25 protein-coding genes are annotated in these 26,143 nt (G+C 57.4%); 7 read left to right on the top strand and 18 right to left on the bottom strand.

All coding sequences use genetic code 11. From position 1 onward, the window contains the following. Positions 1-127 precede the first annotated feature (127 nt). The 5 genes from IEX10_RS02280 to IEX10_RS02260 all read right to left on the bottom strand — a co-directional run bounded on the left by IEX10_RS02280 (position 128) and on the right by IEX10_RS02260 (position 5,271). On the bottom strand, positions 128-646 hold the full coding sequence (locus IEX10_RS02280) for a CarD family transcriptional regulator (protein WP_188670500.1): 519 nt from the start codon (positions 644-646) through the stop codon (positions 128-130). 242 nt (positions 647-888) lie between these two features. After that, positions 889-1,227: a ferredoxin FdxA gene (gene fdxA / locus IEX10_RS02275; RefSeq protein WP_188670497.1), complete on the bottom strand. Its 339-nt coding sequence runs from the start codon at positions 1,225-1,227 to the stop codon at positions 889-891. Between the two features lie 121 nt (positions 1,228-1,348). Then, complete coding sequence (locus IEX10_RS02270) at positions 1,349-1,735, bottom strand: RNA-binding S4 domain-containing protein (protein ID WP_188670496.1); 387 nt, start codon at positions 1,733-1,735, stop codon at positions 1,349-1,351. A 10-nt stretch (positions 1,736-1,745) separates the two neighbouring features. Beyond that, positions 1,746-4,553, bottom strand: a complete 2,808-nt coding sequence (locus tag IEX10_RS02265; RefSeq protein WP_188670494.1) for a helicase-related protein — start codon at positions 4,551-4,553, stop codon at positions 1,746-1,748. Between the two features lie 151 nt (positions 4,554-4,704). Continuing rightward, positions 4,705-5,271 (bottom strand): tetratricopeptide repeat protein, encoded by a 567-nt coding sequence (locus IEX10_RS02260; protein ID WP_188670492.1) that lies wholly within the window; start codon positions 5,269-5,271, stop codon positions 4,705-4,707. 74 nt (positions 5,272-5,345) lie between these two features. Between IEX10_RS02260 and IEX10_RS02255 the strand changes: the two genes are divergently transcribed. From IEX10_RS02255 to IEX10_RS02245, 3 genes are all read left to right on the top strand, one after another. Beyond that, a complete protein-coding gene (locus IEX10_RS02255; RefSeq protein ID WP_188670490.1) occupies positions 5,346-5,636 on the top strand; it encodes an SCP2 sterol-binding domain-containing protein in 291 nt (96 codons plus the stop codon). Positions 5,637-5,715: 79 nt separating this feature from the next. Then, on the top strand, positions 5,716-6,642 hold the full coding sequence (locus tag IEX10_RS02250) for an alpha/beta hydrolase (protein ID WP_188670488.1): 927 nt from the start codon (positions 5,716-5,718) through the stop codon (positions 6,640-6,642). Between the two features lie 70 nt (positions 6,643-6,712). Beyond that, complete coding sequence (locus IEX10_RS02245; RefSeq protein WP_188670485.1) at positions 6,713-7,054, top strand: hypothetical protein; 342 nt, start codon at positions 6,713-6,715, stop codon at positions 7,052-7,054. Positions 7,055-7,159: 105 nt separating this feature from the next. Here IEX10_RS02245 and IEX10_RS02240 read toward each other — a convergent pair whose 3' ends face one another. From IEX10_RS02240 to IEX10_RS02220, 5 genes are all read right to left on the bottom strand, one after another. After that, positions 7,160-7,849, bottom strand: a complete 690-nt coding sequence (locus IEX10_RS02240) for an EI24 domain-containing protein (protein ID WP_188671586.1) — start codon at positions 7,847-7,849, stop codon at positions 7,160-7,162. Continuing rightward, entirely contained in the window at positions 7,849-8,427 is a 579-nt protein-coding gene (locus tag IEX10_RS02235; protein ID WP_188670483.1) for a nitroreductase family protein, read from the bottom strand. Before IEX10_RS02235 ends, IEX10_RS02240 begins: the two co-directional genes overlap by 1 nt. Then, positions 8,427-9,146 (bottom strand): GNAT family N-acetyltransferase, encoded by a 720-nt coding sequence (locus IEX10_RS02230; RefSeq protein WP_188670481.1) that lies wholly within the window; start codon positions 9,144-9,146, stop codon positions 8,427-8,429. Before IEX10_RS02230 ends, IEX10_RS02235 begins: the two co-directional genes overlap by 1 nt. 86 nt (positions 9,147-9,232) lie before the next feature. Then, positions 9,233-10,459 (bottom strand): DUF1501 domain-containing protein, encoded by a 1,227-nt coding sequence (locus IEX10_RS02225; RefSeq protein WP_188670479.1) that lies wholly within the window; start codon positions 10,457-10,459, stop codon positions 9,233-9,235. Between the two features lie 4 nt (positions 10,460-10,463). Further along, a complete protein-coding gene (locus tag IEX10_RS02220; RefSeq protein WP_188670477.1) occupies positions 10,464-11,825 on the bottom strand; it encodes a DUF1800 domain-containing protein in 1,362 nt (453 codons plus the stop codon). A 169-nt stretch (positions 11,826-11,994) separates the two neighbouring features. Between IEX10_RS02220 and IEX10_RS02215 the strand changes: the two genes are divergently transcribed. Beyond that, a complete protein-coding gene (locus tag IEX10_RS02215; protein ID WP_229678402.1) occupies positions 11,995-12,603 on the top strand; it encodes a glutathione S-transferase family protein in 609 nt (202 codons plus the stop codon). 16 nt (positions 12,604-12,619) lie between these two features. Here the strand turns inward: IEX10_RS02215 and IEX10_RS02210 are convergent, their stop codons facing one another. From IEX10_RS02210 to IEX10_RS02195, 4 genes are all read right to left on the bottom strand, one after another. After that, on the bottom strand, positions 12,620-13,432 hold the full coding sequence (locus IEX10_RS02210) for a glycoside hydrolase family 25 protein (RefSeq protein WP_229678401.1): 813 nt from the start codon (positions 13,430-13,432) through the stop codon (positions 12,620-12,622). A 141-nt stretch (positions 13,433-13,573) separates the two neighbouring features. Further along, positions 13,574-15,922 carry a mechanosensitive ion channel family protein gene (locus IEX10_RS02205; protein WP_188670475.1) on the bottom strand — a complete coding sequence of 783 codons (2,349 nt, stop codon included), beginning with the start codon at positions 15,920-15,922 and terminating at the stop codon, positions 13,574-13,576. After that, complete coding sequence (locus IEX10_RS02200; protein WP_188670472.1) at positions 15,919-17,079, bottom strand: 2Fe-2S iron-sulfur cluster-binding protein; 1,161 nt, start codon at positions 17,077-17,079, stop codon at positions 15,919-15,921. Before IEX10_RS02200 ends, IEX10_RS02205 begins: the two co-directional genes overlap by 4 nt. A gap of 108 nt (positions 17,080-17,187) precedes the next feature. Beyond that, positions 17,188-17,955, bottom strand: coding sequence for an HpcH/HpaI aldolase family protein (locus tag IEX10_RS02195; RefSeq protein ID WP_188670471.1), 768 nt, complete (start codon positions 17,953-17,955; stop codon positions 17,188-17,190). 141 nt (positions 17,956-18,096) lie between these two features. Here IEX10_RS02195 and argE point away from each other — a divergent pair, with 141 nt between their 5' ends. Continuing rightward, positions 18,097-19,260 (top strand): acetylornithine deacetylase, encoded by a 1,164-nt coding sequence (gene argE / locus IEX10_RS02190; RefSeq protein ID WP_188670469.1) that lies wholly within the window; start codon positions 18,097-18,099, stop codon positions 19,258-19,260. A 9-nt stretch (positions 19,261-19,269) separates the two neighbouring features. On the opposite strand, the gene IEX10_RS02185 is transcribed toward argE, so the two are convergent. The 3 genes from IEX10_RS02185 to kynA all read right to left on the bottom strand — a co-directional run bounded on the left by IEX10_RS02185 (position 19,270) and on the right by kynA (position 21,848). Next, positions 19,270-20,448, bottom strand: a complete 1,179-nt coding sequence (locus IEX10_RS02185; RefSeq protein WP_188670468.1) for a LysR substrate-binding domain-containing protein — start codon at positions 20,446-20,448, stop codon at positions 19,270-19,272. A gap of 186 nt (positions 20,449-20,634) precedes the next feature. Beyond that, entirely contained in the window at positions 20,635-20,862 is a 228-nt protein-coding gene (locus tag IEX10_RS02180; protein ID WP_188670466.1) for a hypothetical protein, read from the bottom strand. 149 nt (positions 20,863-21,011) lie between these two features. Next, positions 21,012-21,848: a tryptophan 2,3-dioxygenase gene (gene kynA, locus IEX10_RS02175; RefSeq protein ID WP_188670464.1), complete on the bottom strand. Its 837-nt coding sequence runs from the start codon at positions 21,846-21,848 to the stop codon at positions 21,012-21,014. Between the two features lie 231 nt (positions 21,849-22,079). Here kynA and typA point away from each other — a divergent pair, with 231 nt between their 5' ends. Beyond that, positions 22,080-23,903 (top strand): translational GTPase TypA, encoded by a 1,824-nt coding sequence (gene typA, locus IEX10_RS02170; protein WP_188670462.1) that lies wholly within the window; start codon positions 22,080-22,082, stop codon positions 23,901-23,903. A 233-nt stretch (positions 23,904-24,136) separates the two neighbouring features. Next, entirely contained in the window at positions 24,137-25,552 is a 1,416-nt protein-coding gene (locus IEX10_RS02165) for a Glu/Leu/Phe/Val family dehydrogenase (protein ID WP_188670460.1), read from the top strand. Positions 25,553-25,635: 83 nt separating this feature from the next. Here IEX10_RS02165 and IEX10_RS02160 read toward each other — a convergent pair whose 3' ends face one another. Continuing rightward, the gene (locus tag IEX10_RS02160; RefSeq protein ID WP_188670458.1) at positions 25,636-26,130 is read right to left on the bottom strand and encodes a hypothetical protein; all 495 of its coding nucleotides are present in this window, start codon (positions 26,128-26,130) and stop codon (positions 25,636-25,638) included. Positions 26,131-26,143 lie beyond the last annotated feature (13 nt).

Raw genomic sequence — 26,143 nt, 5'->3', positions numbered from 1 at the left:
GGTGATTCGGTCCGGCGCAAAAACCTGCCAGCACTTTGGCGGGCTTTCTATGACAGGATCACACTCTTCAACAAAAAAGGCCGCCGGTGTCACCACCAACGGCCTTTCGATCCGACAGGATCAACTGTTACGCAGCGGCGGCTGCGCGGCTGGACAGAACCTCATCAATGCGGGTCTGCGCCTTCATCTCGTCGTCACCGTCAACAGCGGCCACTTCGCGGGTCAACCGCTCCAAGGCAGCTTCGTAAAGCTGACGTTCGGAATAGGACTGTTCGCGCTGGTCGTCGCTGCGGTGCAGGTCGCGCACCACTTCTGCGATTGAAATCAGATCACCAGAGTTGATCTTCTGCTCGTATTCCTGCGCACGGCGGGACCACATGGCACGTTTTACACGGGCACGACCTTTAAGTGTGGTCATTGCCTTGGCAACCACTTCAGGACTGGACAGGCCACGCATACCAACAGCAGTCGCCTTGGCGGTCGGCACCCGCAGCGTCATCTTGTCTTTTTCAAAGGCTATCACGAACAGCTCCATATGGGTGCCGGCGATTTCCTGTTCTTCGATATTTACAATCTTGCCCACACCGTGGGAGGGATAGACGACAAAATCGTCCGGATTGAAGTCCAAGTTCTTTTTCTTAGCCATATAGTCCATGGTCCTTTTCTAACGGCCCTTACGCAGCCCCCGATCCGCGGGAGCCGGTATCTAACACAAAGAAAACTGCTACCCTGGCCGAATAACTTCGCCAAAGTATCAGGGTTCCAAAGCGGCAAATGTAACGGGAGCGAGCAGCCTCCGCCGTAAATCGGGCCTATTTCCGGTGATCACCATACCACAAAACCGGCCCCTTTCCTAGAGGCCGGTAAAAATGCAGCTATTCAGGTGGATTATTCGCCCTTACCAGGGTTGGGCGAGAAGTATTTCTCCATCTTGCCCTCTTCCCCGTCCCGTTCCTCGGCTTTGGGCAGCGCGTCGATCTTGGTGATCAACACTGGCCATTTTTCCGAGTATTCACGGTTAAATTCGACCCATTTTTCCATGTCCGGCTCAGTGTCCGGGCGGATCGCGTCTACTGGGCATTCCGGCTCACAGACACCGCAGTCGATACATTCATCGGGATGAATGACCAGCATGTTTTCACCCTCGTAGAAACAATCCACGGGGCAGACTTCCACGCAATCGGTGTGTTTGCAGGCGATGCAGTTCTCGATAACCACATAAGTCATTAGTATACTCTCAAACTCTAGGTGTTACTCGCGTTATAGGCCCGTTTTACAGTCGCGACCAGAGCGAATTTTGTCCTGCCAAATCACGGTTTCGCGGGTCGTTTGGACCGGTTCCCCCGCCTTAGACAGCATCCTTGTCCTTAAACCGCTCCATCGCGGCGCGCTCTTGCCGGTTGGGTCGCCCACTGCGGTCTGCTTCGGGATTCGGCGGGTGGTAGGGTTTGTCCTGTTTCTGGGGCGGCGACAGGTCGGAATAAAGCGCCTGTGCCTCGGGGGCTGGACCGCGCCTGTCCCCCAAAGCAACCACTTCGATCACACGAACATGATCCCCTTGAGGAAACGTCAACACATCACCAGCGCCAACGCCGAAACTGCCCTTGGAGACTCTTTCAGAGTTCACCCGCATATGGCCGCCCGCAACCAGTTTGGCGCTAAGGCTGCGCGATTTGAAAAACCGCGCGAACCACAGCCATTTGTCGATCCTTATGGTCGGACGGGACGCGTTCAAGCCGATCCGCTCAGGACTTGTTTTTCAACGCCATAAGCGCTGCAAAAGGATTGTCGGGATCAATCGGCTTGTTCTTGTTAGGGGCCGGTTTGGCACCACGGGGCTTGCCTTTATGCTCGGGCTTTTTGCCGTTGCCTCTGGGTTGGCCCTTGCCCTGCCCTTTGCCTTTGGCACCCGCATTGCGCGGACGGCCCTGTTCGGCGGGGCGCTTCTTGGGGACCCAACGGAAGGTGTAGAACACTTCCATTTCGGGCGCATCAGCATCTGCCGCGTCGGCTTCACCGCTCTCGGACTGATCCACAGGCGCAACTTCAGGCGCGGCGTCTGGTGCAACCTCTGTTGCGGTTGCCTCGGCGACTTCAGCTGTTTCTGCGTCCTGTGTTTCCTGTGCAGGGGCTTCAGCTTCGGACGTCGCGGCAGGCGCAGCTTCGGCAGCCTTCACCTTGGCCCGCTCGCCCCGTTCTCCGGCGTAGCCCAAACCACCCATCAGATCAGCGAATTGTTCCAGCGTCATGCCTGTGATCGACAACATATCCGCAGTCGCCTCAAACCCGCCACGGGTGTCCACACCGCGCAGCATATCTGCCAGACGTTCCAGCATATCGATGCGAATCGCACGCTCTCCGGCCAGACGATAGCCTGCACGGGGGTAATACCCCTTGGGCGCTTCGGGCACCGCAGGAATAGTCACCAACCCCGGAGGCGGTGCTTCAGGGAATTCGGACAGGCCTTCCTGCAAGGACCACAACACCAACCGCAGCCGTGTCGGGGCGGGTTTCAGCATCAGGTGCTGGAAGATGGTGAACTGGCCAAAGCGAATACCATGTTTGCGCAGCGTACCCCGTGCATCCTGATCAAGCGACTTCACATCGTCGGCGATCACCGAACGGGGGATAACCCCAAGGGATTCGACCAGACGGAACGCCACACCACGGGCAAGCCCTGCGACGGTTTCATCATTTTTCAGCGCGATCAGAGGCTCGAACACCGCTTCGATCTTGCGGTTGATAAAGTGGCTCAACCGGCGGCGCAACTTTTCTGCAACCTCCGCACCAGCCTCTTCATCGACAAAAGGTTCAACAATCGGAGACAGCGCATCCGCACCGGCCACAAGTTTGCCCACCGCATATTCGCCCCACATCAGGCCACCTTGCTCGGTGAAGTCGAACTCCGTGTCCGGCGCGTTATAGAACCGATCGGACATCAACTTGAATTGTGGCTGCAATGCCTGCAATGCCGCCGAGCGCAAAGTCTTTGCCTCTTCACCGGTTGCTTTGGGGTCCAGTTGGAACCGGAACCCTGTCAATTTACCGGCAAATTGCCCCTCAACGGTCACTTCACCCTTGTCGTTCACTTCAGCCACAAGGCTCTCCTTCTGCTTCAACCGCCGCATCAAAACGCTGGTGCGCCGGTCGACAAATCTCTGTGTTAGCGCGCCATGCAGCGCATCTGATAGGCGATCTTCTACTGCACGGGTTTCGCCGCGCCAATAGTTTTCATCCTGAACCCAGCCCTTTCGTTGGGCTACATAGGTCCATGTGCGGATATATGCCAGTCTTTTGGACAGGGCATCAATGTCTCCGGCGGGTTTATCAATCCGCGAAACCCGATCCTGCAACCACCCTTGAGCGATCTGTCCGTCCTGATGCAGGAACTCGAATATCTGCTGGACGATGGCATTATGCTCATTAAACGAAACCTGCCGGAAATCGGGTATCTGGCAGACATCCCACAACAGCCGCACCGCCGCAGGGGTCCGCGCCCGCGCAGCGATTTCAGGCACCTGACTAAGAGCCTGCAAAGTGCGGTGGTCATCCGCATCCCGCGTGCGCGCCAGTTGCATTTCGCCCGACGGGGCAGACAAGGAATTCAGCAGCGCATCAAGCGTGCCAAATTCCAGCCGGTTATTACGCCATTGCAACTTTTTAATCGGGGTGAACCGGTGGTTCTCAATCGCCTCGACCACCTCTGGGTCCAGCGGCGGCGCCTCGCCCGTGACGCCAAACGTGCCGTTATTGGTGTGGCGCCCTGCCCGTCCGGCAATCTGGCTCAACTCGTTTGGCATCAAATGCCGCATCTTGCGTCCGTCAAATTTAGTGACGCTGGAAAAGGCAACGTGGTTCACATCCAGATTAAGCCCCATGCCGATCGCATCAGTTGCCACCAGATATTCCACGTCGCCGTTTTGGTACATCTCCACCTGCGCATTGCGCGTTCGCGGCGAAAGCGCCCCCATCACGACAGCGGCCCCACCCTTTTGGCGGCGCAGCAGTTCGGCGATGGCATAGACATTTTCAACCGAAAATCCGACGATCGCGGACCGTCCGGGCATCCGGCTTGTCTTTTTCGGACCTGTGTAGCTCAACTCGGAAAACCGTTCGCGGCGCATGAATTCCGCTTTGGGCACCAGTTGCGCAATCACGCTTCGCATGGTTTCCGCCCCAAGGAACAACGTCTCGCGGCTGCCCCTCATGTGCAGCAAACGGTCTGTAAACACATGCCCGCGTTCAGGATCAGCGCACAGCTGCACTTCGTCAATCGCGACGAAATCCGCACCGATCCCTTGGGGCATCGCCTCAACCGTACAGACCCAATAGGCCGCACGGGGCGGTACGATCCGCTCCTCGCCTGTCACCAGCGCCACCACAGACGGCCCCCGCAACGCGACGATCTTGTCGTAAACCTCCCGCGCCAGCAGACGCAGTGGCAGACCGATCACACCGCTGCGATGGGCCAGCATACGCTCTATGGCGTAATGGGTTTTTCCGGTGTTGGTGGGCCCCAGAACCGCACAGACGCGCGCAGGCAAATTAGACATAATATACGGCTTCCAGATTCTCGAGAGGCACCTCTACACCGAAACACGCCCCAGCCTCAACCACAGAGCAAGACAGCTTCAATGTTCCCCAAATACTCAAATCCCGCCGCCACCCCAAATACAGCGGGCAGTAAGGACCAAGCAGCAAGGATTAAAGGGACACCCCTTCAAGTTCGGCATTCAGACGATCAATCGCCAATTCCACTTCAGGGCGGTGGGGGTGGATTTCTTCGACCTGCTGATAGACCTGCAGCGCATCTTCGGGGCGTTCCAATCGTTCCAGTATCAGGGCAAGTCCGGTCAGGGCGCGAAAGTGGCGTGGCTCCAGCAACAATGTCTGGCGGATATCCACAATCGACAGGCCATAACGGTCCTTGGCAAACCATGCAGTCGCCCGCGCGTTCCAACCCTCGGCAAAGTCAGGCGCGTGATCGATCAGTGCGGAGAAGTGCATGATGGCCGCATCAAAGTTGCCCTCCCGCAGCTCTGCGCGCCCCCTCTCCAGCAGCAAATCCATCGCGGCGGACCCTGATTTTGACCACTCCTGAAATATCTGCTTTTCGATGCCTTCCGCGTCTTCCGGTTCGGCGGTCTTTAGCTCTTCAAACAAACCGTCCAAAGTTTCGGTTTGCGCTATCGTTAAAGTTGCGGCAAATTGCAATCCGAACACAATCGGGATCGCATAGATTAACGCCACGGCACGGTTTGCAGTTTTCATAAATAGTCACCATGTTTGGTTCTGCATATTAATCTAGGTCAAAACCTGAAAATTGAAACCCGAAAGGATCAAACATGAGCGATGTAATCAACCAGGCGGTCGAAACGCTGAACGCGAAACTCGGCGATGACGGCTTTGACGGCTCTGTCAAAGTGGAAATCACCGGCGAAGGCTCGCTGGTTGTAGATTCGAATGGCGCACGGGCCGGCGATGAAGAAACAGATTGCACCCTGACCGCCGACGCCGAGACTTTCGTTGGTATGATGGACGGCGATGTGAACCCGACCTCCGCTTTCATGACCGGCAAGCTGGCCGTGGACGGCGATATGGGCGTCGCCATGAAATTGGGCACTTTGCTGGCCTGATCCAAACGGGTCGCTGCACCCGTGGCGACCCCATACCGAACACCGGCCTACAAACACGCCGCACAAGGATATTGCACCAATGGAAACCGCAGAGCTGCACACCCATCTGGAGCGGATGCCCGAAGGCGGCAAGGCTTTCTGGCGGACCTGCGCGGACGGAACCCGCATTCGCGTAGCGGTCTGGCAGGGCAGCGGTGATAAAACAGTTCTGGTGTTTCCGGGCCGCACGGAATTTATCGAAAAATACGGCGATGTGACCGACCGCCTGCTTGATCGCGGCTACAGCGTGGCGGTGGTGGACTGGCGCGGTCAGGGATTGTCGGACCGGCATCCGGTGCATCCACCGATGGGCTGGGTGAAAGAATTCAGCGACTACCAACTTGACGTGGCAGAGGTTCTCGCCACGGTTCGCGATGCAGGACTCCCCGATCCTTACGCAATGATTGCACACTCTATGGGCGGTGCTATTGGCCTGCGTGCCCTGCTGGACGGCCTGCCTGTGAAAAAGGCGATTTTCAGTGCGCCGATGTGGGACATCTATGTGGCCTCTCATATGCGGGTGCCAGCTTGGATCGTATCGACATTCGGGCCGGGTATCGGGCTTGGCCAGCGGTTCGTCCCCACTGGCGGGCCGACCAATTATGTGCAGGACCAACCCTTTGCGGGCAACGCGCTGACCAACGACCAAGACAGTTATGCCGTCATGCAAAGCCACATAAAGCAGCATCCTGAGATGGGGCTGGGCGGGCCTTCGGTTCACTGGCTAAACCGCGCCAAGCGGGAAACCCGCGCGCTTCAGGCAGCAACGCCGCCCCCCCAAGACTGTCTGTGCTTTCTTGGCAGCAAGGAATCCATTGTATCCAAAAACGCGATCCGGCGGATCATGGGCAAGTGGAGCAAAGGCAATCTGGTGGAACTGGATGGCGCACAACATGAAGTTCTGATGGAAGAACCCCATATAATTAAGCAAGTCTGGCTGGAAATTGATGCCCATCTGGACGAATAACCCTTTCCAAGACGCCTGATTCCCACTACAGCGGCGTCTTGAACTTTGCTGATCCAAGGAGCGATCTGTTATGCCTACTCTGAAACCTGGCGATTTGGCCGCACTTATTTCCGGCTCTCCCCGTATGGCGGTGGAAGCTGTGGACGGGGATGCCGTCTCACTGGTCTGGTGCAACGAAGGCGTGATCTATCGCGATACCTTTGACAACATTCTGCTGAAAAAATGGGAAACCCGCGAGGGTGACGACCGTGGCGGCAAGCGTCCTTTCGACAAAGGCGGCCGTGGTGGTGATCGCGGTGGCGACAGAGGCGGTGATCGTGGCGGCGACCGCGGTGGAGATCGTGGTGGTGATCGGGGCAAAACCGGCTGGCACGGCAAACCGCGCGAGAAGTCCCACTTCCGTAAAGACTAAGACTTCAATCCGTCAGTCGGGGCGCTGTGAGAATTTAACAGCTTCCGGCGGGGATATTTGACGCCAGAAGAAGGCCGGACTGTTTAAGGTCCGGCTTTTTGCGTTTTAGGGGATCGGTTTGCCGGTTTTATTTACGCGGTGGAACAGATGGGTGAAGGTGGCGACCCCCAGAACCGGAATGACCAGATTGACAAATGGCACCGTCAAGGGAATCGCCATCAGCGCCCCTGCCAGCCAGATTTGCCCGCGATGGCGCGCACGAAGCTGTTTGGCCCCTGCCCGTCCCAGCCGCCGCATCGCCACCATCTGAAAATACTCCCGACCCAGCATCACACCGTTGACCGCCCAGAACACCAGCGGTGCAGCCAGTGTGGACAGCAGGTAGACGATCAGTGCCAGCAGGTTCACTACCACCAGCAATCCAAAAAAGCCAAGTGCATCCATCAGGGTTTCCGAGAAGGAAACCGAATTGGCCGGCTCTAACGCGGGGAAGTGTTTCGCCTCCACGGCATCTACCACCTGATCAAGGAAGAAACCGGTAAACAGGGACGCCACCGGCACCATAAGGATCACGGACAAGCCGATCATCGCCACCAACACGAAACCGGATAGCAAAGATGACAGCCAGCCGATTTCGCCAAACCACGGCAGGCTGACGCTGTCTGGCAGCAGGAATTGCACCCCTGTGGTCACACCCGCCAGCAACAGAACCGTCAGGCCGATCCCGCGCAGCAAGACACTGCGGAACCTCGGGTCTCCGATCTGGCCGAGCGCTTTGGCGAAATCGTCGAAAATCATGTCTCCACCCAAGTTGTAATAGCGGTTAAGTCAGGACGTTTGCGGTCTGTCGGCTCGGATTTCGGTGTGCCGACAAAGATAAAACCGGCGACATATTCACCGGCCTCTAGCCCCATATTGGCCTGCAGGAACGGGTGGTCGAACGCTGCCCAGCCGGTGATCCAGTTCGCGCCCCAACCACTAGCGAGTGCGGCGTTTAGCACGCTCAGGCAACAGGCGCCCACGGCGAGGGTTTGCTCCACCTCAGGGATCGCCTCGTTCGGTTTCAGGCTGGCCACCACCGCAATTCCCAAAGGCGCATTGGAAAAGTTAAAAACTGCCTTGTCGATTTTATCTTGGGGTATGCCGGTGGTTTCACCGTAACCCTGCACTGCTGTCCCGAGACGGTTCAGCGCGGCATCCTGCAACACCACAAAGCGGAAAGGCTCCAGCATTTTATGGTCAGGAACGCGGGCGCCTGCGGTGAGGATGGTTTCCACCCCGTCGCGGTCAGGCACCGGATGGGTCAGCGTTTTATGGGACGACGAGCGGCGCGACAGCAAAAACTGCAACGCTTGGGCATTCTTCTTGGGCATTATGGCTCCAGTGTTGGATCGGAGGCGACGCGCACCAAGGCAGTGAGATTGCCAAGCGAGTCGATCTGCCGCCCCTCTGGGGTAAAGTTGGATGGGTCAAGCCACGCCTGAAAGGCCGCTTCAAGGGCGGGCCATTCCTTGTCAATCGCAGCAAACCACGCTGTGTCGCGGTTGCGGCCCTTGTACATGGTGGCCTGACGGAACACGCCTTCATAGGAAAAGCCGAGCCTTTGTGCCGCGCGGCGCGATCCCGCATTCAGCGCATCGCATTTCCATTCATAGCGGCGGTAACCTGCTTCAAAAGCCCATTTCATCATCAGATACATGGCTTCGGTGGCGGCACGGGTCCGTTGCAAGGCGGGGGCGAAATTGATGTGGCCAACCTCTATCGAACCGGCATTCGGGTCAACACGCAGGTAAGACGCAACGCCGCAGAAACGGCCCTGTTCCTTGTTCTTGATGTCGTAGAAATAGGGATCGTCCTGCTGCGCCATATCCCGCAGCCATTTGTGATAGGTGGCCTGCGCGTGATAAGGACCATAGGGCAGATAATCCCAGATCCCTTCCGAAGCGTCTTCGGAATTGGCTTTGAACAAATCACCGCTGTGGGCTTCGGCATTGATACGCTCCAGACGGGCATAGCGCCCTTCCATCGGTGCGTCCTGCGGACGGGGCGGTGCAACCCAGTCTTTTACTTCAAAACCCACCGGTTTGCTCATGCCCTGTCACCTTATTTCAAGTAAATCCTGACAATTCACATAAACACGCCTGCGAAAATGTCCATAAGCAGCCGTGATTTTGCTGCCTAGCGCAGGAAGCCGGGGTTCTGGAACATGTCCACGCCGGGGAAGACGGTGCTTTCGATTTGGGCCACAGATAGGCCGAACAGGTCATGGGCGGCCCATCCTGCATAGCGGCGCAAATCTGCGGTGGGCATCAGGTCACGCTGTTCGTACAGAGCGGCATCATCCAGCCCCGGCCAATCGCCATAAACCTTGCGCCCTTTGATCGCGCCACCGGCCATGATCATTGCTCCACCCGTGCCGTGATCCGTCCCGCCAGAGCCGTTTTCCCGCACGGTGCGGCCAAACTCCGTCAGGCACAACACGCAGGTTTTGTCCCAGACAGGGCCAAGCTGATCATGCAGGGTCAGCAATGCAGCCTGCAATTCCTTGGAGGCGTTCTTGATAGCGCGGTCCTGCCGCAGATGGGTATCCCAACCGCCGATCGAAAATGTGGCGAAACGGGTGTCTTCTTTCAGACGCTCTGCCGCAAAGGTCGCCAGACCGCTGGCTTGTTGTGCCGCTTGCGAGGATTTCATGCTTTTGAGCATCTCGGCCATCATTTCGCCGTCCGCATCGTCAATATCGCCTTCCATCTGCGCCATCGACAGTTGCGCTGCCAACGTCATGGCGGTTTGCCCTGCCTGCGCAAACAGCGGGTCTTTCTCGTAGATCATATCCAGCAGCAACTGCCCGTGGGGGGACATATCCACACGGCTTTCTGGCGCCCAGCTTGTCACCGGAAAATCGCCCCGAAGGATGAGCATGTTTTCGCGTCCAACAGAAAAGGCGCTGTCCTGTTCTGCACCGGGGATAAGCGACAGCATCCGGTTGATCCAACCACTATCGCGCACCTTGGAGTCTGACTCGGCCAGTCCGGCCTCCAACAGGTCCTGCCCGTCAAAGTGGCTGCGCTTGTCGCGATACGGGGTTGAGACGGCTTGCACGAAGCCCAGCTCCCCTGCCTTCCACAGCGGCATCAAATCACCGAGGTTTTCGTTCAGCGCAAAATATCCGTCCAGATCGCGGAAGCCCCTTTTGGTCAGACCGGGGCGGTACTGGGAAAACAGCGGATCGCCAAGGGGTGCACAGACATCAAGCCCGTCCATCGCCCCGCGCAGAACAATCACCACCAGACGGTTGTCCGAAGGGATCGAGGCAAAGGTAACTGGGGTGACAAGCGGGCTGGCAGCCGCAGAACACCCAAGAGCGAGGGTTTGCGCCAGAAACTTGCGTCTAGAAGTATCCATCGGCCTATCTCCTGTTGAATTCGGGCGAGGCAAGAACCAGCGTCAGCCCCTCCACACGCCGTTCCGCACCGGCAACAGCGAATTTAAGGGTACCGCCGGACAGTTCGCGCAAGGCAGTTTGGATAAAATCACGTGGATCCAGTTCCTGCCCCCAGCGGGTTGTTGTTGACAGACACCACTGCAATCGGCCCGCCAGCCCTTGGGGGGTAATCCACGCCTCGGCCTCTTCAGGCCAGCCGTTCGGACCAGGAGCCTTGCGCAGCGGTTGTCCCATAAATTGCATCGGCAGGATCAACCGTTTGTTAATCTGTCCATTCGGCGGTTCGATAAAATCCTGCGGCGTCACGCCCAGCGCACGGTAGCTCGACACCATAAAATCGAACGGTTGTTTGGTCTTTTGGCCCAACACCTCCCAAGCAGAAGGATGGTCGAGCATTGCGCCATACACACTTGGCAAATCACCGTCCGTGTTGCGGAACACTTGCGTCATATGATCGATCAGGGATTGCTCCGGCGTGTCGGACACGAAATGCACTGCCAGTTTGCGGGTGATATGGCGGGCCGTGTCGGGGTGGCGGGCCACATCCCGCAGGAATGATTCAATATGGCTGCGCCGCGCAGGATCACCGCCGTAGGTCTTGCCAAGCACGGTTTCCGCCCCCGGCTCTGCCTTGCGTTTGCTGAATTTGGCGCCGTCCTTGCTAAAATCGAGCCCCGTAAGCAGTTCGGCTAACTGGCGCACATCGGATTGGGTATAGGCCCCGCCAACGCCCATTGTATGCAGTTCCAGCACCTCGCGGGCGAGGTTTTCGTTCAGCCCCTGCTTCTTGCGTTTGCCGACAGGGGAATTGGGGCCAAAGGATTTCACCTGATCGAGGTAGATCAGCATCGAAGGATGGGTCACAGCAGACACCAGCAGATCGCCAAAGCTGCTGGCGATATGGGGGCGCAGGCCTTCCTCGATGTAGTTCCCCCACAGCGCATTACCTGCACGGCCTTTGGGAATTACCGTGAAATGATCCATCCAGAAGAATGCGATCCGTTCGCGAAAACCCTGTCCGTCCATCATCGCACGCTGGAACAAGTGGCGGGTGTCGTCGCCCCGCATCCGGTTGCGCAGGCGAGTGGCTTTCTTCAGCTCCGGCTTGACGGACTCGTCACCTTTTTTCATCGTATTGCGCAATTGTTGGTATGCCCGCTGAATTGCCAGCCTTTCGTCCAGCATCGGGCCGGAAAACTGCGCCACGCCAAGGTCCGGACCACGCAGTTGCGCCATCAGAGCGTCAATGTCGGTGGCATCCCGTTCCGTCGGTGAAAACCCGTAGCCAAAGCGAAACGCCGATTTGGTTGCAAAGCTCTGTTCCATCTAAGACCCGTTTCCTTACCCTGCACGGCGCGTGTCTGTGCGTTCTGTGCCTGTCTGATATGTAAGCTTATAATCCCGATATACAAACCTTTGATATAAAATCTCTGGCGCTCTGGTTTTTGCGCGAAAACCAACGCATGGTGCCGACAAATTACCAAAGGAATATCTGATGGAACTGTTTTACGCCCCCGGCACCGTTGCCCTGACCAGCCTTATTGCCCTGCACGAAGCCGACCTGCCGTTCAAGGCAACTCTGGTGGATTTCGGGACAACACAGCAGCAATCAAGCGGCTATCTGAAAACCAACCCCAAGGGCCGCGTGCCTGCGCTGGTCTGTGATCAGGGGACACTGAGCGAAACACCTGCGATCCTTGCCTATATCGCGTCCCTTGTGCCCGAGAAAAATCTCGCGCCAAGTGATCCGTTCGCCTTTGCCAAGTTTCAGGAGTTTAACAGCTATCTCGCATCTACCGTACATGTAAACCACGCCCACGGACGGCGCGGGCACCGCTGGGCGAACGCGCAATCCAGTCTGGAGGATATGGCCGCAAAGGTTCCGACCACAATGGCGGAAAGCTTTGCTCTCATTCAGGATTACTATCTGCAAGGGCCGTGGGTCATGGGCGCGCAATACACGCTCGCTGACGGGTACCTGTTTAAAACCGCAAGCTGGCTTAAGGGCGATGGCGTTGATATCACCACCCTGCCCCGCATCGCTGAACATTACGCCGCGATGAAACAGCGCCCTGCGGTGCAAAAGGCGCTGTCTTACCAATAATGCAAAGCACTGTGATCTAGCGCAGAGCGATCCCGTTCTGCGCCAGCCAGATCCGCCACAATGCAGGCGTGCCGTCAAATACGTTCAGATCAATGTCCCCCGGCGATCCGGGAACACGGCCTGTGCCGCTGTACTGCCAGAACACCCAGCGTTCCCCCGGATAGACGTTCGATGGATGATCTGCCACAGAGCGCAGCCAGTAAGGATAACCGTTCAACCGGCCAAGTTCGTTTTCCTCGTAGAAATCCGGTGTGGTGTAGATCACCGGACGCTTGCCGTAGTGGTTTTCCACGATCCGCAGGAAGGTCCGCATGTCATCGCGCACGGTTTTCCCGTCGGGGCGCAGACGGCAGGTGCGTGACTGGTGGTTCCATTCAATGTCCAGAACCGGCGGCAGCGCACCGGGATCTTTGGGTACGTGTTGAATAAACCAACGCGCCTGTTCTTCGGGTGTTCGGCAGAAATAGTAGAAATGATAAGCCCCGCGCGGGATGCCAACGCGGGCGGCTTCGCGCCAGTGGTTGTAGAACTGGGGATCGGTATGGTCCCCCCCTTCCGTCGCTTTTATAAAGCCAAAGGAGATGTGATTGGCGCGCAACTGGTCCCAATCCAGACCAATCTGATAGCGCGACACGTCCACCCCGTGCACCGGATAGTGCCAGGGTTTGGAACCGGTCCATTCCACCGGATCACTGTCAGCAAATTTCGGGTTGCCCGAAACCATTTCAGGTGCGGGTTGAATTTTGGTGGTTTTTGGAACCTGTTGTTGTCGGTTGTTCCCGCAACTGACCAATCCAATAACCATTAAACAAAAGATGAAATACCGCACGCTGCCCCCTACGTTTCCGGTTGGAATTATCCTGCTCGTTTTTCTTTTTTAAACTAGCGCACCCTGCGCAAAGACCACATGAAAAATCCGTGAAAATTGCGGTTTCGGCAGAAATCCCCCATATGGCCACAGCAGGCGCGATTATGGCTCGTCAGGAACGGGCTTGGGCGGACCTGCGGGTTTGTCGATCGCATCCTGCGCCGCGCCTGCCACCGCCTTTTGCGCCTCGGGATCAAGATGTTCGCCCCCTGCAATTTCGACCTTCACGTTACGCTCCGCCATGCGAATGCCGTTGGCCTCGAATATGTCGCGCACCTTCTGGTAAGCATCACGGCGCACCAGCCATTGTTCGCCCGGTTTGGTCATGAATTTGACGCCCACCACCATGTTGAACTCTTCCATCCGACGCACGCCTTGGGATTTCAGCGTGGACAGGATGCTTGGCCCGTAGTGTTCATTTGCCTTCAGTTCTGCGCCCACCTTTTTAATCAGCTTTTTCACCAGCATCAGGTCGGTATCAAAGGGCACGCGGAATTCCAGCTTCATAATTACCCAGTCGCGGGAATGGTTGGTCAGGGACTTCAGCTCCCCGTAAGGCACAGTATGGACCTTGCCACGGTGGTGCCGGATACGCATGGAACGGATTGAGATGCTCTCTACGGTTCCCACCAGATCCCCCACCTCTATATATTCCCCCAGACGGAAGGCATCGTCGATAAGAAAGAAAATCCCCGCCACAATATCGCGCACCAGCGATTGCGTGCCAAAACCGATGGCGATGCCAAGGATACCCGCCCCCGCCAATATCGGCGCGATGTTCACGCCAAGCGCGGTCAGCACGCTTAGGCTGACCATCGTCAGCAGCGTGACCAGCAGGATAGTACGCAGCAGCGGCAACAGCGTAATCATCCGCGCTTCCGGTCCGGGGGCTTGCCCGTCCACTGGCGGTTCGTAATCCGCGATGCGTTTGTCGATCACCGTCTTCGCCCAAGTCCAGACCAGATCCGCAAACAGCAGGGCCACAAAACTGTCCACCAGAACCTCAAGCGCGCGACCTGTCATGCTCCGATCTTGGGACAGAGAGAAAATAGTCACTCCCCAAGCAGAGGCCAGCGCCAGCACCGCCGCGATCAACAGAACGAAACGGGCGGCCCGTTTTACGATGGGGCGCGTGGTTGTGTAGGGATCGTGAAATTCGGGTACAGCGGGCGGTTCCACCGCCAGTGCGGGTTCATCCGTTTCTGCTGTTACTTCGGCCTGCCGTGCTACCTCTGCTGCTTCATATGCGGCCAGTTCTGCCGCCGCTTCTGCCTTGTGTTCCTCATGCAGTGCAGCGGTAGATTGATCAAAGAAATGGTCGATCCACGCCGCAAGCAGCTTCAGCCCCGGCACCACGATCCCGACAATCACCAAGCTCCACATCACCGCAAAGGCCCCGATCAGCCAGCAGCCAAACACGGCGCCGACCCAGACCACCGCATAGGTCCGCCAGAAACGGGTTACAACAGGATCGCAGGGCGCAGCGGTCAGGCGCGGCACACGGCGGAAGCCGAACCAGATACAGACCCAAGCCGCCAGCAGCACCAGCCCTGCCAGCACAACACTCTGCGCCAGAACCACCGCCTGCAAGTCCGCCTCCATATCCTGAAAAGCAGACATGCGCGCCAGCAGAAGGGACAGAACCACCGCCATTCCGACAATCACGGACAGCACCCTAAGCAACCGGTGCAGGTGTCTGGCCACCGGCGTGCAATAAGGCACCAACCGCAGCTCTGGCGCGAAAGGGGCTTGCAGGAACAACGAAAGGGTCAGAACCGCCCGCACCACCAGCACCAGCGTCAGGAAATCCAGTACAACGGATTGCACCAGCGGGTGCCAGATGAACATCTCAAACGTGCCGATACTGCCGATCGCAAAGACCAGCAATCCGCCTGAAATGATCGCCGCCCGCGTTGCCGCACCTGCCAGCTTTTGCAACGGTGCTTCCTTCGGGGCCAGTTCAATCCGCAACAGCACCAGATCCATATATCGCCGGTAAAGCCATTCCAGCCCGAAGCCGATCACAAGAAAGGTCAGGATATAGGTCAGTGAGCGCACTTTCTGGGCAGGCGAAAGCTGGCGTTCCCAATGGGTCGAGAGCACCTCTGGAATGCGCGGGAGGATCTGCCACGCCAGCCCCAACGCCTGCACCCGCTCTGCGAATGCGGCGAGCCGTGTTTCTATTTTCTGGCGCAGACTTTGGTTGTCAGCGCTTGTGTTTGCATCAATTGCAGGGCTCGCGGACTCTTGCAGCCAGTTTTGTATCTGCGGATCAGCCAGCAACCGCATCAGTTCCTTGATGTCATTGGGCGAGGCCTGAGCCATCTCTGCCGGAGCTTGCGTCGTTTGTGGCGCGGGCAGCATCTGCGCCAGCGCAGGCACCGCCAACACCCCCGTCGAAAGCGCCATAAATACCAGCAGAGCGCGCACCACAGACGCCAGCCTGTTCATGGTGTTTCTCTGTGTAAGGGGGCATCTTTTGCGCGGATTTCGGAATAATCGAGGTCGGAGTAATCCGGCTGCACCACCCGCTCGACCTCTAGGTATCCGTGGTCTGGATGAAGCTGACAAGCAAGCCGTTCGTTCGGGGCGGCGTTCCAGTGGTCCAGCACCTTTTGTTCCCGCACGTCGGGGGGCGGCAATCCTTCAGCGCCTTGAAGCACGCGCACCCGACATGTGCCACATCGGCCGCGCCCGCGACACACATTGGCATGGGGAATATCGTTCACCCGCGCCATTTCCAGTAGGGACAAACCGGACTGCGCAGTAAAAACAGCGTCGCGCCGCCCGAGATAGTTCACCTGAACCTGCCCCGGCTTTTGTGCTGCGATCCGCACCGCGCGTGCTGCAAATGCCAGCGCCACCAGCACCAAAGATACCTGCCACGTCACCCGCCCGTTGCGTTTGGCACTGGCAACAATCTCGCTGGCCTGTTCCGGCGCTACTTGGATGCCATCCCCATTGGGGTCATTGGCCATAACGTAACCTGTGCCACCATCCGCCACAGGGATCACCTGACGTCCGGCCTCGACATAGCCAAGCAAAGCAAGCACCGGAACAATCACAACGAATGGGTAAAACACCCGCAAGGCCCGCGCCGATCCATCGCGCGCGCGCAGCCACGTATAAACCCCGATGGCCCCGTGCAACCACGCCACAACCAGCATCACAACCTGCCGCAATCCGTCAAAGGGCGACAGGTTCCAGAAATACCGCAGCACCAGATCATAGGTTGGGACCAATCCAAGCGGATCATAGGCCATGATCCCAAAGGCATGAGGCGCCAGAAGCGGCACGATCAACACACCCGCCACAAGCTGCGCCATGTCATAGACCGGAAGGCGCAGCGTATTGCGCCAGTAGATCGAAACCAGCGCTGTCGCGAAATGCAAAACCAGCGCCGTGGCCAGTACAAGACGCATCACAGGGCCGGTCCAAAGCCCGCTCAGCGCCCAGCGCCATTCATCCATAAGCGCAACCGAATGCAGGCCCAGCGAGAGGTTCGCCAGATGACAGGTCAGAAACGCAAACAGCACAAGCCCGCTGCCGATCATCAGACCACGGCGCATACCAGCCAGTTTCAGCGGGACCGGAGGCGCGTCGGGCATCGGGTGAAATCCCTTATGTGCCACGCCTTAATACGAAGGCGCATCGGCAGGTTGAAAATTACTCTGCTTTGATCCAACCCCAAATGGCCGCGATAAACAAGGTCTCTCTTAGTCCTTGAACGCTGACGCAGCCCTGCGCAATCCGGTGGTCAAAGTGATCGCATCCACAGCGACAGCAGCAAAATTCACGCCCCAGCTAATCGCTTGTTGTGCAAAATCGGGGTCGGTACACATGATCCCCGCCGCTTTACCCGCCGCACGGATACGCAGCACAGCATCTTCCATCGCGGCCATTACCTCAGGCGCGTCCAATTCCCCGAGATAGCCCATGTCCGCCGCAAGATCCGCAGGTCCGATGAACACCGCATCCACGCCCTCTACAGCGAGGATGTCATCAAGATTTTCCAAGCCCCGCTGGGCCTCCACCTGTACGATCAGGCACATCTGCGCATTTGCCGTGGTGGAATAATCGGCAATACCAGTCCAATGGGACGCCCGCCCCACCGAAGCCCCGACACCGCGCACGCCATCCGGCGCGTACCGCGTCGCGCGCACCATCGCGCGCGCCTGTGCGCCGGTTTCAACCATTGGAACCATAACAGTCTGCGCCCCCGCATCAAGCACCTGTTTGATGATCCAGTCCTCCCCAACAGGCACCCGCACCGCGATTGCTGACTTCGATCCTTGCAACGCGCCGATCTGGCTGGAAATCTGGCCAATCCCGTTTGGCGCATGTTCCCCGTCGATAAGCACCCAGTCAAATCCGGCAGTCCCTGCAATCTCGCTTGCGTAGGGCTGCGCGAGCGTCAGCCAGCATCCTGTCTGCAACTGCCCCGCTGCAAGTTTTTCCTTCAGTGTGTTTACCGGCGCTGCCATAATCTTTCCCTCCCGCTAATGTGACGATAACAGCCAGAAACCATATCCCCTGACAAAACACCACTCTGACGGGAAGGCTATTTCCAATCTCCGTGCGCTTCGGTTAGGAACATCTCAAAACTTCTTTAGCAGGACACGCCCATGCAAACCGCAGACATTCTTGAAAAACTGATCGCTTTTGACACCACCTCGGCCAATCCCAATTTGGACCTGATCGAATGGTGCGCAGGTCTGTTGCGGGATGCCGGTGCCGAGGTCACGTTGCTGCCCGATGAAACGGGTAAAAAGGCGAACCTTTTCGCGACCGTAGGACCAACGGACCGGCCCGGTGTGCTGTTGTCCGGCCACACAGACGTTGTTCCTGTGACGGGCCAGAACTGGACGAAACCACCGTTTCAACTGACCTTTGAAGACGGGCTTTATTACGGGCGTGGCACCTGTGACATGAAAGGATTCGTGGCCAGCGCGCTTGCAGCGGCTTTGAAGGCCAGCACCAAAGACCTGCAAACCCCGCTGCACCTTGCCTTTTCCTATGACGAGGAAATCGGCTGCATCGGCGTGCGCAGCCTGATCGACATGCTGGAAGCTGCCCCGTTCAAACCTGCCATGTGTATTGTGGGGGAGCCGACTTCGATGCAGGTTGCTGTGGGTCACAAAGGCAAGACCGCCGCCAAAGCCACCTGTATCGGGCGCGAAGGGCACTCCGCACTTGCCCCCCAAGCCGTGAACGCGATTTATCTGGCGACCGATCTGATTGGTGAAATCCGCCGCATTCAGGAACGGCTCGCCGCTACGGGGGCGCGGGATTTTGATTACGACGTGGCCTATACCACGCTGCATGTGGGCCTGATCAACGCGGGCGTGGCGCTGAACATTGTGCCAAATCGCTGTGAAGTGACCTTTGAAATCCGCAATCTGGCGGAAAATGATCCCACTGTGTTGATGCAAGAGATCAAAGATCGCGCCGAAGAGATCGCAGAACGCGCCCGCGTCATTGCCCCCGAAGCTGCGATTGACATCGAGATGACCGCCAACACCTATCCCGGCCTTGCCACCCCCGAAGACGGCGCGGTTGTGGCTTTTGTGAAATCCCTGCTCGGGGCGAATGACACGATGAAAGTTGCCTTTGGCACCGAAGGCGGGCTGTTCTCCAGTCGCGTCGGCATCCCGACAGTCGTATGTGGACCCGGCAGCATGGCGCAGGGGCATAAACCGGATGAATTTGTCAGCGCCGACCAACTTGAGAAATGCGACCGGATGCTTGCCGCTTTAAGCGAACGGCTGGTCGAAGGGCTCCCCCTTTAGGGAAGCTGCCTATTTGAACAGGTCCTTGCAGAGTTCCATAAACGGTTCCGCCGCAGGGGGCAGCTTTGCGCCCTGCCGGTAGGCCATAACCGTAGGACACTGCCGCGTGTCGCTTGGCAAGGGCCGCCTGACCAGCGAATGCCCATCATAGCTTAGATTGCTGGCCGGTTTGCTCGCCAGTATGGAATAGCCAAGCCCCTCCCCCACCATCGCGCGTACCATCTCGTAGGACGGGCAGTGGTATTTGACCTGCGGCGTAAGATGCTCTGCAGCAAAGATCGACAGGGCGTAATCCGCCGAAGGTTGGGAATCCAGCAAGACCATCGGATGCTGCGTGAGCGTTTCCAAAGTGAGGTTTGGTTCTGCCGCCAGTGGATGATCCTCGGCCAGCAGGATATAGGGCGACAAATCAGCCAGCTGCACGGTTTCAATATCATCCGGCAGATCGAGATCGAACATCAGTGCCAGATCCACATCACCCGCCCGCAGGCCTTCGATCAGGCGGCGGTGATCCCCGTCCATCAGCCGCAGATCGGTGCTGTCATTCTTGGTAAACTCGCCGATAATACGGGGCACCACAAACGGGCCGATGGTGTGGAAACACCCGACACGCAGGGCCGTATCCGACTGGGATGTTGCAAAGGTCGTGACCGGATCAATCCGCACCGTGCGCCCGTAAGCGCGGTTGGCATATATCAGGGGCGTGCCGCGATTGGCCGTGAAAATATCCTGCACCTCCCCCACGAAAACATGATGGGTGCCAATCCGTTCTGCGCTGACCAGTTTGCAATCAAAAGCCACCAGCGGATCGACCACACGGGGCGCACCGGTCGCCATCGGCGCCCATTCGGCACAATCAAACTTATCGGCAAATTCCTCTTTAAACCGTCCCGCGAAAGTATCCGAGATGAACGACTGGTCGTCCCGCAGCAGGTTCACACAGAAATTGCCATTTTCAAGGATCAACGGCGCAGCGCTCGCCTCGTGGTGAACACAGACCAGCAGGGTCGGCTTGGGAGAATCCGCCGAAACAGAGGTCATGGCCGAAACCGTCACGCCGCCCCGCCCCGCAACACCGTCAGTGGTCACGATATTCACCGTACAGGCTGCATGGGACATTCCGCCCAGAAAAGCCTCGCGCAGTTGTGGATCCGGAGTGTGTTCTGTCACGATTGCCCTGCCTGTCATGCCCTATAACGCCAGACTGACATCAGCGCCTATCGGGGTAAAGTCAAGCACACAACAAAAAAACCGCCGCCCGGCAAAAGGCAACGGGTCGTTGTGGCTCCATTTTCTTTAAATATCCCCGCCGGAGGCACCTGACCTCGACCAGAGATATTCGTTTGATCAGAAGAATTGCCCCGTCCGAAGGGCCTATTCCGAAACAGTTTTCTCTGTCAGAACCGTCCCGATCTGGTTGCCAACATCAGTGGTTCCATCCACCGTCAGTGACACGATAACACCGCCGATTACGGTCATCGTTGCGGTCAGCACGACCCAGTCAACGGTGACAGCACCGTCTTCGGACTGCCCCCACCGGCGGGCGCGGCCTTTGAACTGCGCACCGGCAAAGCGGGCGCAGGTTATGTAACGGTTTGTCATTTTTGCCTCTCAAACTTGCCCAGGAAAGCTCGTCCCAATCCCGGACCTATCCCCCCTCTATCCGAACACTACGGTATAATTTGGGCAGATTGGGGCAAAACTAAGGCAACCGGTGGCGCATTTGCTTCCAAAGATTGGCGCACTCGCCCTTAAAGGACTGTTCTGACAGACCAAAGTTCGGGGAACAGCTCTACTTTCAGCATGCTTTGCAGATAGCTCACGCCGCCCGTACCGCCGGTTCCCTTCTTGTTGCCGATAATCCGCTCCACAGTGGTGACATGGTTAAAGCGCCAGCGACGGAAGTAGTCCTCAAAATCCACCAGCTTTTCGGCCAGTTCATAAGCCAGCCAATGTTCCTGCGGGTCCTGATAAATCTGCTTCCAAACCCCCTGAACCCCGTCATTATGAGGCAGTTTCACCGAAACGTCCCGCTCCAGAACCTCTGACGGGACAGCAAACCCCTGTTGTGCCAGATGGCGCAGGACCACGTCATAGAGGCTCGGCTTGGCAAGCTCTTCAACCAGCGCCTGATGCAAATCGCCGCGATGTTCGTGGGGTTTCAGCATAGTGTGGTTACGGTTGCCCACAAGGTATTCGACCAGACGGTATTGATGGGACTGGAAACCCGATGAATGGCCAAGCGCATCGCGGAACTGGGTGTATTCAGACGGGGTCATGGTGCGCAGCACGTCCCATGCGGAGTTGAGCTGCTCGAATATCCGCGCCACCCGTGTCAGCATCTTAAATGCGGGCCGTGTTTCATTCTGTGCGATCAAATCCCGCGCAGCGTTCAGTTCATATATCGCCAGCCGCAACCACACTTCAGAGGCTTGGTGCTGCACGATGAACAGCATTTCGTCATGGGCATCAGACAACGGATGCTGCGCCGTCAGGATCGCGTCCAGCCCAAGATAATCCGTGTAAGACATCTTATCCTTAAAAGAGAGCGTCGCTTCGTCTGCGGGATTTTTCACGCCATTTGCCATGTTAACACCTTAAAATTTTTCTAAGATCGTTTGTATCCGCTCGACCCTGCTTTGCAACAGGTAGACACCCCATGCGCCGCCTGACGGAGCCGCGCAACAGGCCGGAGTCTGCCGCTTTGGCAGGCAGCACCCCCCATTGCCGGCTAAAAACGCAAGTTAAACCTAGCCAACTGCACACAAACCCTGTATGGCCGCGCCAAACCCCTTATTTTCCGACACAGGCACTTCTTTATGGAACTCAGAAATATCGCCATCATCGCACACGTTGACCATGGCAAAACCACACTGGTCGACGAGCTGCTCAAACAGTCCGGCGCCTTCCGCGCAAACCAGGCTGTTGCCGAACGGGCGATGGACAGCAACGATCTGGAACGCGAACGCGGCATCACGATTTTGGCGAAAGCCACTTCGGTGGAATGGAATGACACGCGGATCAACATCGTTGACACTCCCGGTCACGCCGATTTCGGCGGCGAGGTGGAGCGCATCCTCTCTATGGTAGACGGCGTTGTACTGCTGGTAGACGCGGCTGAAGGCCCGATGCCCCAAACCAAATTCGTGACCTCCAAGGCGCTGGCCCTTGGTCTGCGTCCGATTGTGGTTCTGAACAAAGTCGACAAGCCCGATGCGGAACCGGATCGTGCGCTGGATGAATGTTTCGACCTTTTCGCCAACTTGGGCGCGGATGACGAACAGCTTGACTTCCCGTCCATGTATGCGTCTGGCCGCTCTGGCTGGGCTGATATGGAACTGGAAGGACCGCGTCAGGATCTCTCGGCGCTGTTCGATTTGATCGTGAAACACGTCCCTGCACCAAAACAGCTCGCCAAAAAAGACGAGCCGTTCAAAATGCTGGCCGTGACCCTTGGCGCCGACCCGTTCATCGGGCGCATCCTGACAGGTCGCGTTGAAAGCGGCACATTGAAAACCGGCGAGACCCTCAAAGCGCTGAGCCGCGACGGTACACTGGTAGAAAACTTCCGCGCGACAAAGATCCTCGCCTTCCGTGGTCTGGCACAACAGCCTATCGACATGGCCGAAGCCGGAGACATCGTAACCATCGCAGGTATGACGAACGCAACTGTTGCGGATACTTTGTGTCACCCGTCCGTGGACGAAGCCATCGAAGCCCAACCTATTGATCCACCCACGATTTCTGTAACTTTTGGCATTAATGACAGCCCTCTGGCCGGTCGCGATGGTAAAAAAGTGCAATCTCGTGTGATCCGTGACCGTCTGATGAAAGAAGCAGAAGTCAACGTAGCGATCAAAGTGACCGACACTCCGGGTGGTGAAGCCTTTGATGTTGCCGGTCGCGGCGAACTGCAAATGGGTGTGCTGATCGAAAACATGCGTCGCGAAGGGTTCGAACTGTCGATCTCCCGCCCGAAAGTTCTGTTTCAGGAAATCGACGGCGTACGCTGCGAGCCTATCGAAGAAGTCACCATTGATGTGGACGACGAATACTCCGGCGCTGTGATCGAAAAGCTAACGGGCGCCCGCAAAGGTGATCTGGCAGAGATGAAACAGACCGGTGGCGGCAAGACCCGCATTATCGCCCATGTTCCATCCCGTGGCCTGATCGGTTATCACGGCGAATTCCTGACAGATACCCGCGGCACAGGCGTTCTGAACCGCGTGTTCCACGAATGGGCACCGCACAAAGGCCCGATCCCGGGTCGTCGCGCTGGTGTTCTGATCTCTATGGAAAACGGTACCTCTGTGTCCTTCGCACTGTGGAAACTGGAAGACCGCGGCAAGTTCTTCATCGGTGCGCAGGAAGCGGTTTATACCGGCATGATCATCGGCGAACACTCCCGTGAGAACGATCTGGAAGTGAACCCTTTGAAAGGGAAACAGCTGACCAACGTACGTGCCTCCGGTACGGACGAAGCGGTGCGTCTGACCACGCCTGTCACCCTGTCCTTGGAGCAGGCGATCGCCTACATCGACACTGACGAATTGGTCGAAGTGACACCAAATGCCATCCGCCTGCGCAAGATCCATCTGGATCCGCACGAACGGAAACGCGCGGCGAAGTCCAAAGACAACTGATCCCTCCGGATACAGTTAAATCATTTCAGAGGCGGGGTTTCCCGCCTCTTTTTCGTTTGTGCCCAGTGTGTAAGGGGCAAGGAAGAACGGTATACAAAGGCATTCCAAAAATGCCTAAAATTTCAGCACATAGCAGTTGCCCTTTGTTCGACATTCTGCCCTTATGGCACATGTAACCTAACGTCACCAATCCGGTTACACCGAACCTGTCGCAATTAAATACAGAGGCGCACATGACACGCAAAGCCGAGCCGAGTTTCCGCGAATCCACCAACATCATGTTTAACCGCGCGGTGCGGTTGATGGATCTGCCACCGGGACTTGTCGAGAAGATTAAGGTTTGCAACGCCACTTACACCGTGCGTTTCGGCGTGCGTTTGCGCGGTGACATCCAGACTTTTACCGGCTACCGTTCAGTTCATTCCGAACATATGGAACCAGTCAAAGGTGGCATCCGCTTTGCCATGTCGGTCAATCAGGACGAGGTCGAAGCCCTCGCGGCACTGATGACCTATAAATGCGCGCTGGTGGATGCCCCGTTTGGCGGCTCCAAGGGTGGTTTGTGTATCGATCCGAAAGAATGGGACGAGGACGAGCTGGAACGCATCACCCGTCGCTTCGCCTATGAGCTGGCAAAGCGTGACTTGATCCACCCGTCCCAGAACGTCCCTGCCCCTGATATGGGCACGGGAGAGCGGGAGATGGCGTGGATCGCGGATCAATACGCCCGCATGAACACCACTGACATCAATGCGCGGGCCTGTGTGACCGGCAAACCGATCAGCGGCGGCGGCATTCAGGGCCGGACCGAGGCCACAGGGCGCGGCGTGCAATACGCCTTGCAGGAATTCTTCCGCCACCCTGAAGACATCAAAGCCGCCGGACTGGAAGGCTCTCTTGATGGGAAACGGATCATCGTTCAGGGGTTGGGCAACGTGGGTTATCACGCCGCCAAGTTCCTGTCCGAAGAAGATGGCGCCAAGATCACCGGCGTGCTGGAATTTGACGGCTGCATTACCAATGACAACGGCATCAACGTCGAAGACCTCAAACAGCACATGATGAAAACCGGATCGACCAAGGGGTACTCCGGCGGCGACTGGCACGAACCGGATGCACCGGTTATGGAGAAGGCTGCGGATATTCTGATCCCTGCTGCAATGGAGGGCGTGATTAACCTGTCCAACGCCAAGCGGATCAAAACCCCGCTTATCATCGAAGCAGCGAACGGGCCTGTGACCTCGGGTGCTGACAAGATCCTGCGGGACAAGGGCTGTGTGATCATTCCCGACATGTACGCCAACGCCGGTGGTGTGACGGTGTCCTATTTCGAATGGGTCAAGAACCTCAGCCATATCCGGTTCGGTCGGATGCAGCGCCGTCAGGAAGAAGACCGCCACCGCCTGCTTATCAATGAATTGGAATCCGTTACCGGCCACCAATTGTCCGAAACCTTCAAGCAGCGTTACCTTCATGGCGCTGGAGAGTTGGAACTGGTGCGCTCCGGTCTGGAAGACACCATGCGGGTGGCCTATCAAGCCATGCGTGAGGTTTGGCACGACCGTGCTGATGTCTCTGACCTGCGCACTGCTGCCTATCTGGTGTCCATTGGCAAGGTCGCCGGAAGCTACCGCGCCAAAGGACTTTAAGCGCCTGAAAACGAACCAAAAGGGGCTGCGCAATCACCTTGCGCAGCCCCTTTTCTTGGTTGTCCGTCTGATAAGACGGTATCTCAGGCCAGTTCCGGCCCAAGCACACGTTCCATTATCAACATCTCAATCGCTTCGGCCATTGCCTTGTTTTGCGCCGGATTGGTCGCTCCCCCAATTCCAAGCCGCTTGCCCAAGCGCCAATACAGGCCGGGCGCCCAGCCTTTGGGCTCAGGCTCTACCAGACGTACCAGAAACCCGTTGGACGGCTTGAACGCAAACACGCCGCGATCCACTTCGCGCATGTTGTAAAGCGCGCAAATCTGGTTGCCTTCATTGTCAAACAACCCCTGACGCGTCAGGTGAAGCGCGTTGGATGTAACGCGCAGGTTCCACTGGGCCTGCCAGATAAACAGTGCCCCGAGCAGCGGCATGATGATACGCAATGCAAAGACTTCCGGCGGCTTGTAAAACACCGCCAGTATCAGCACCAAACCGAGCGCCCCAAGCGAAAGCGCCCCGAACCATCGACGTCCGAGGGAAGGTTTCAGCGTTGCAATTACGTCTTCGTTTTCCATAGCCCATTTTACG

The sequence above is a fragment of the Neptunicoccus cionae genome, assembly GCF_014643735.1.
GTDB classification, from domain to species: Bacteria; Pseudomonadota; Alphaproteobacteria; order Rhodobacterales; family Rhodobacteraceae; genus Amylibacter; species Amylibacter cionae.
Note: the sequence above shows the minus strand (reverse complement) of the source record. Positions and strands in the feature narration are given on the sequence as shown.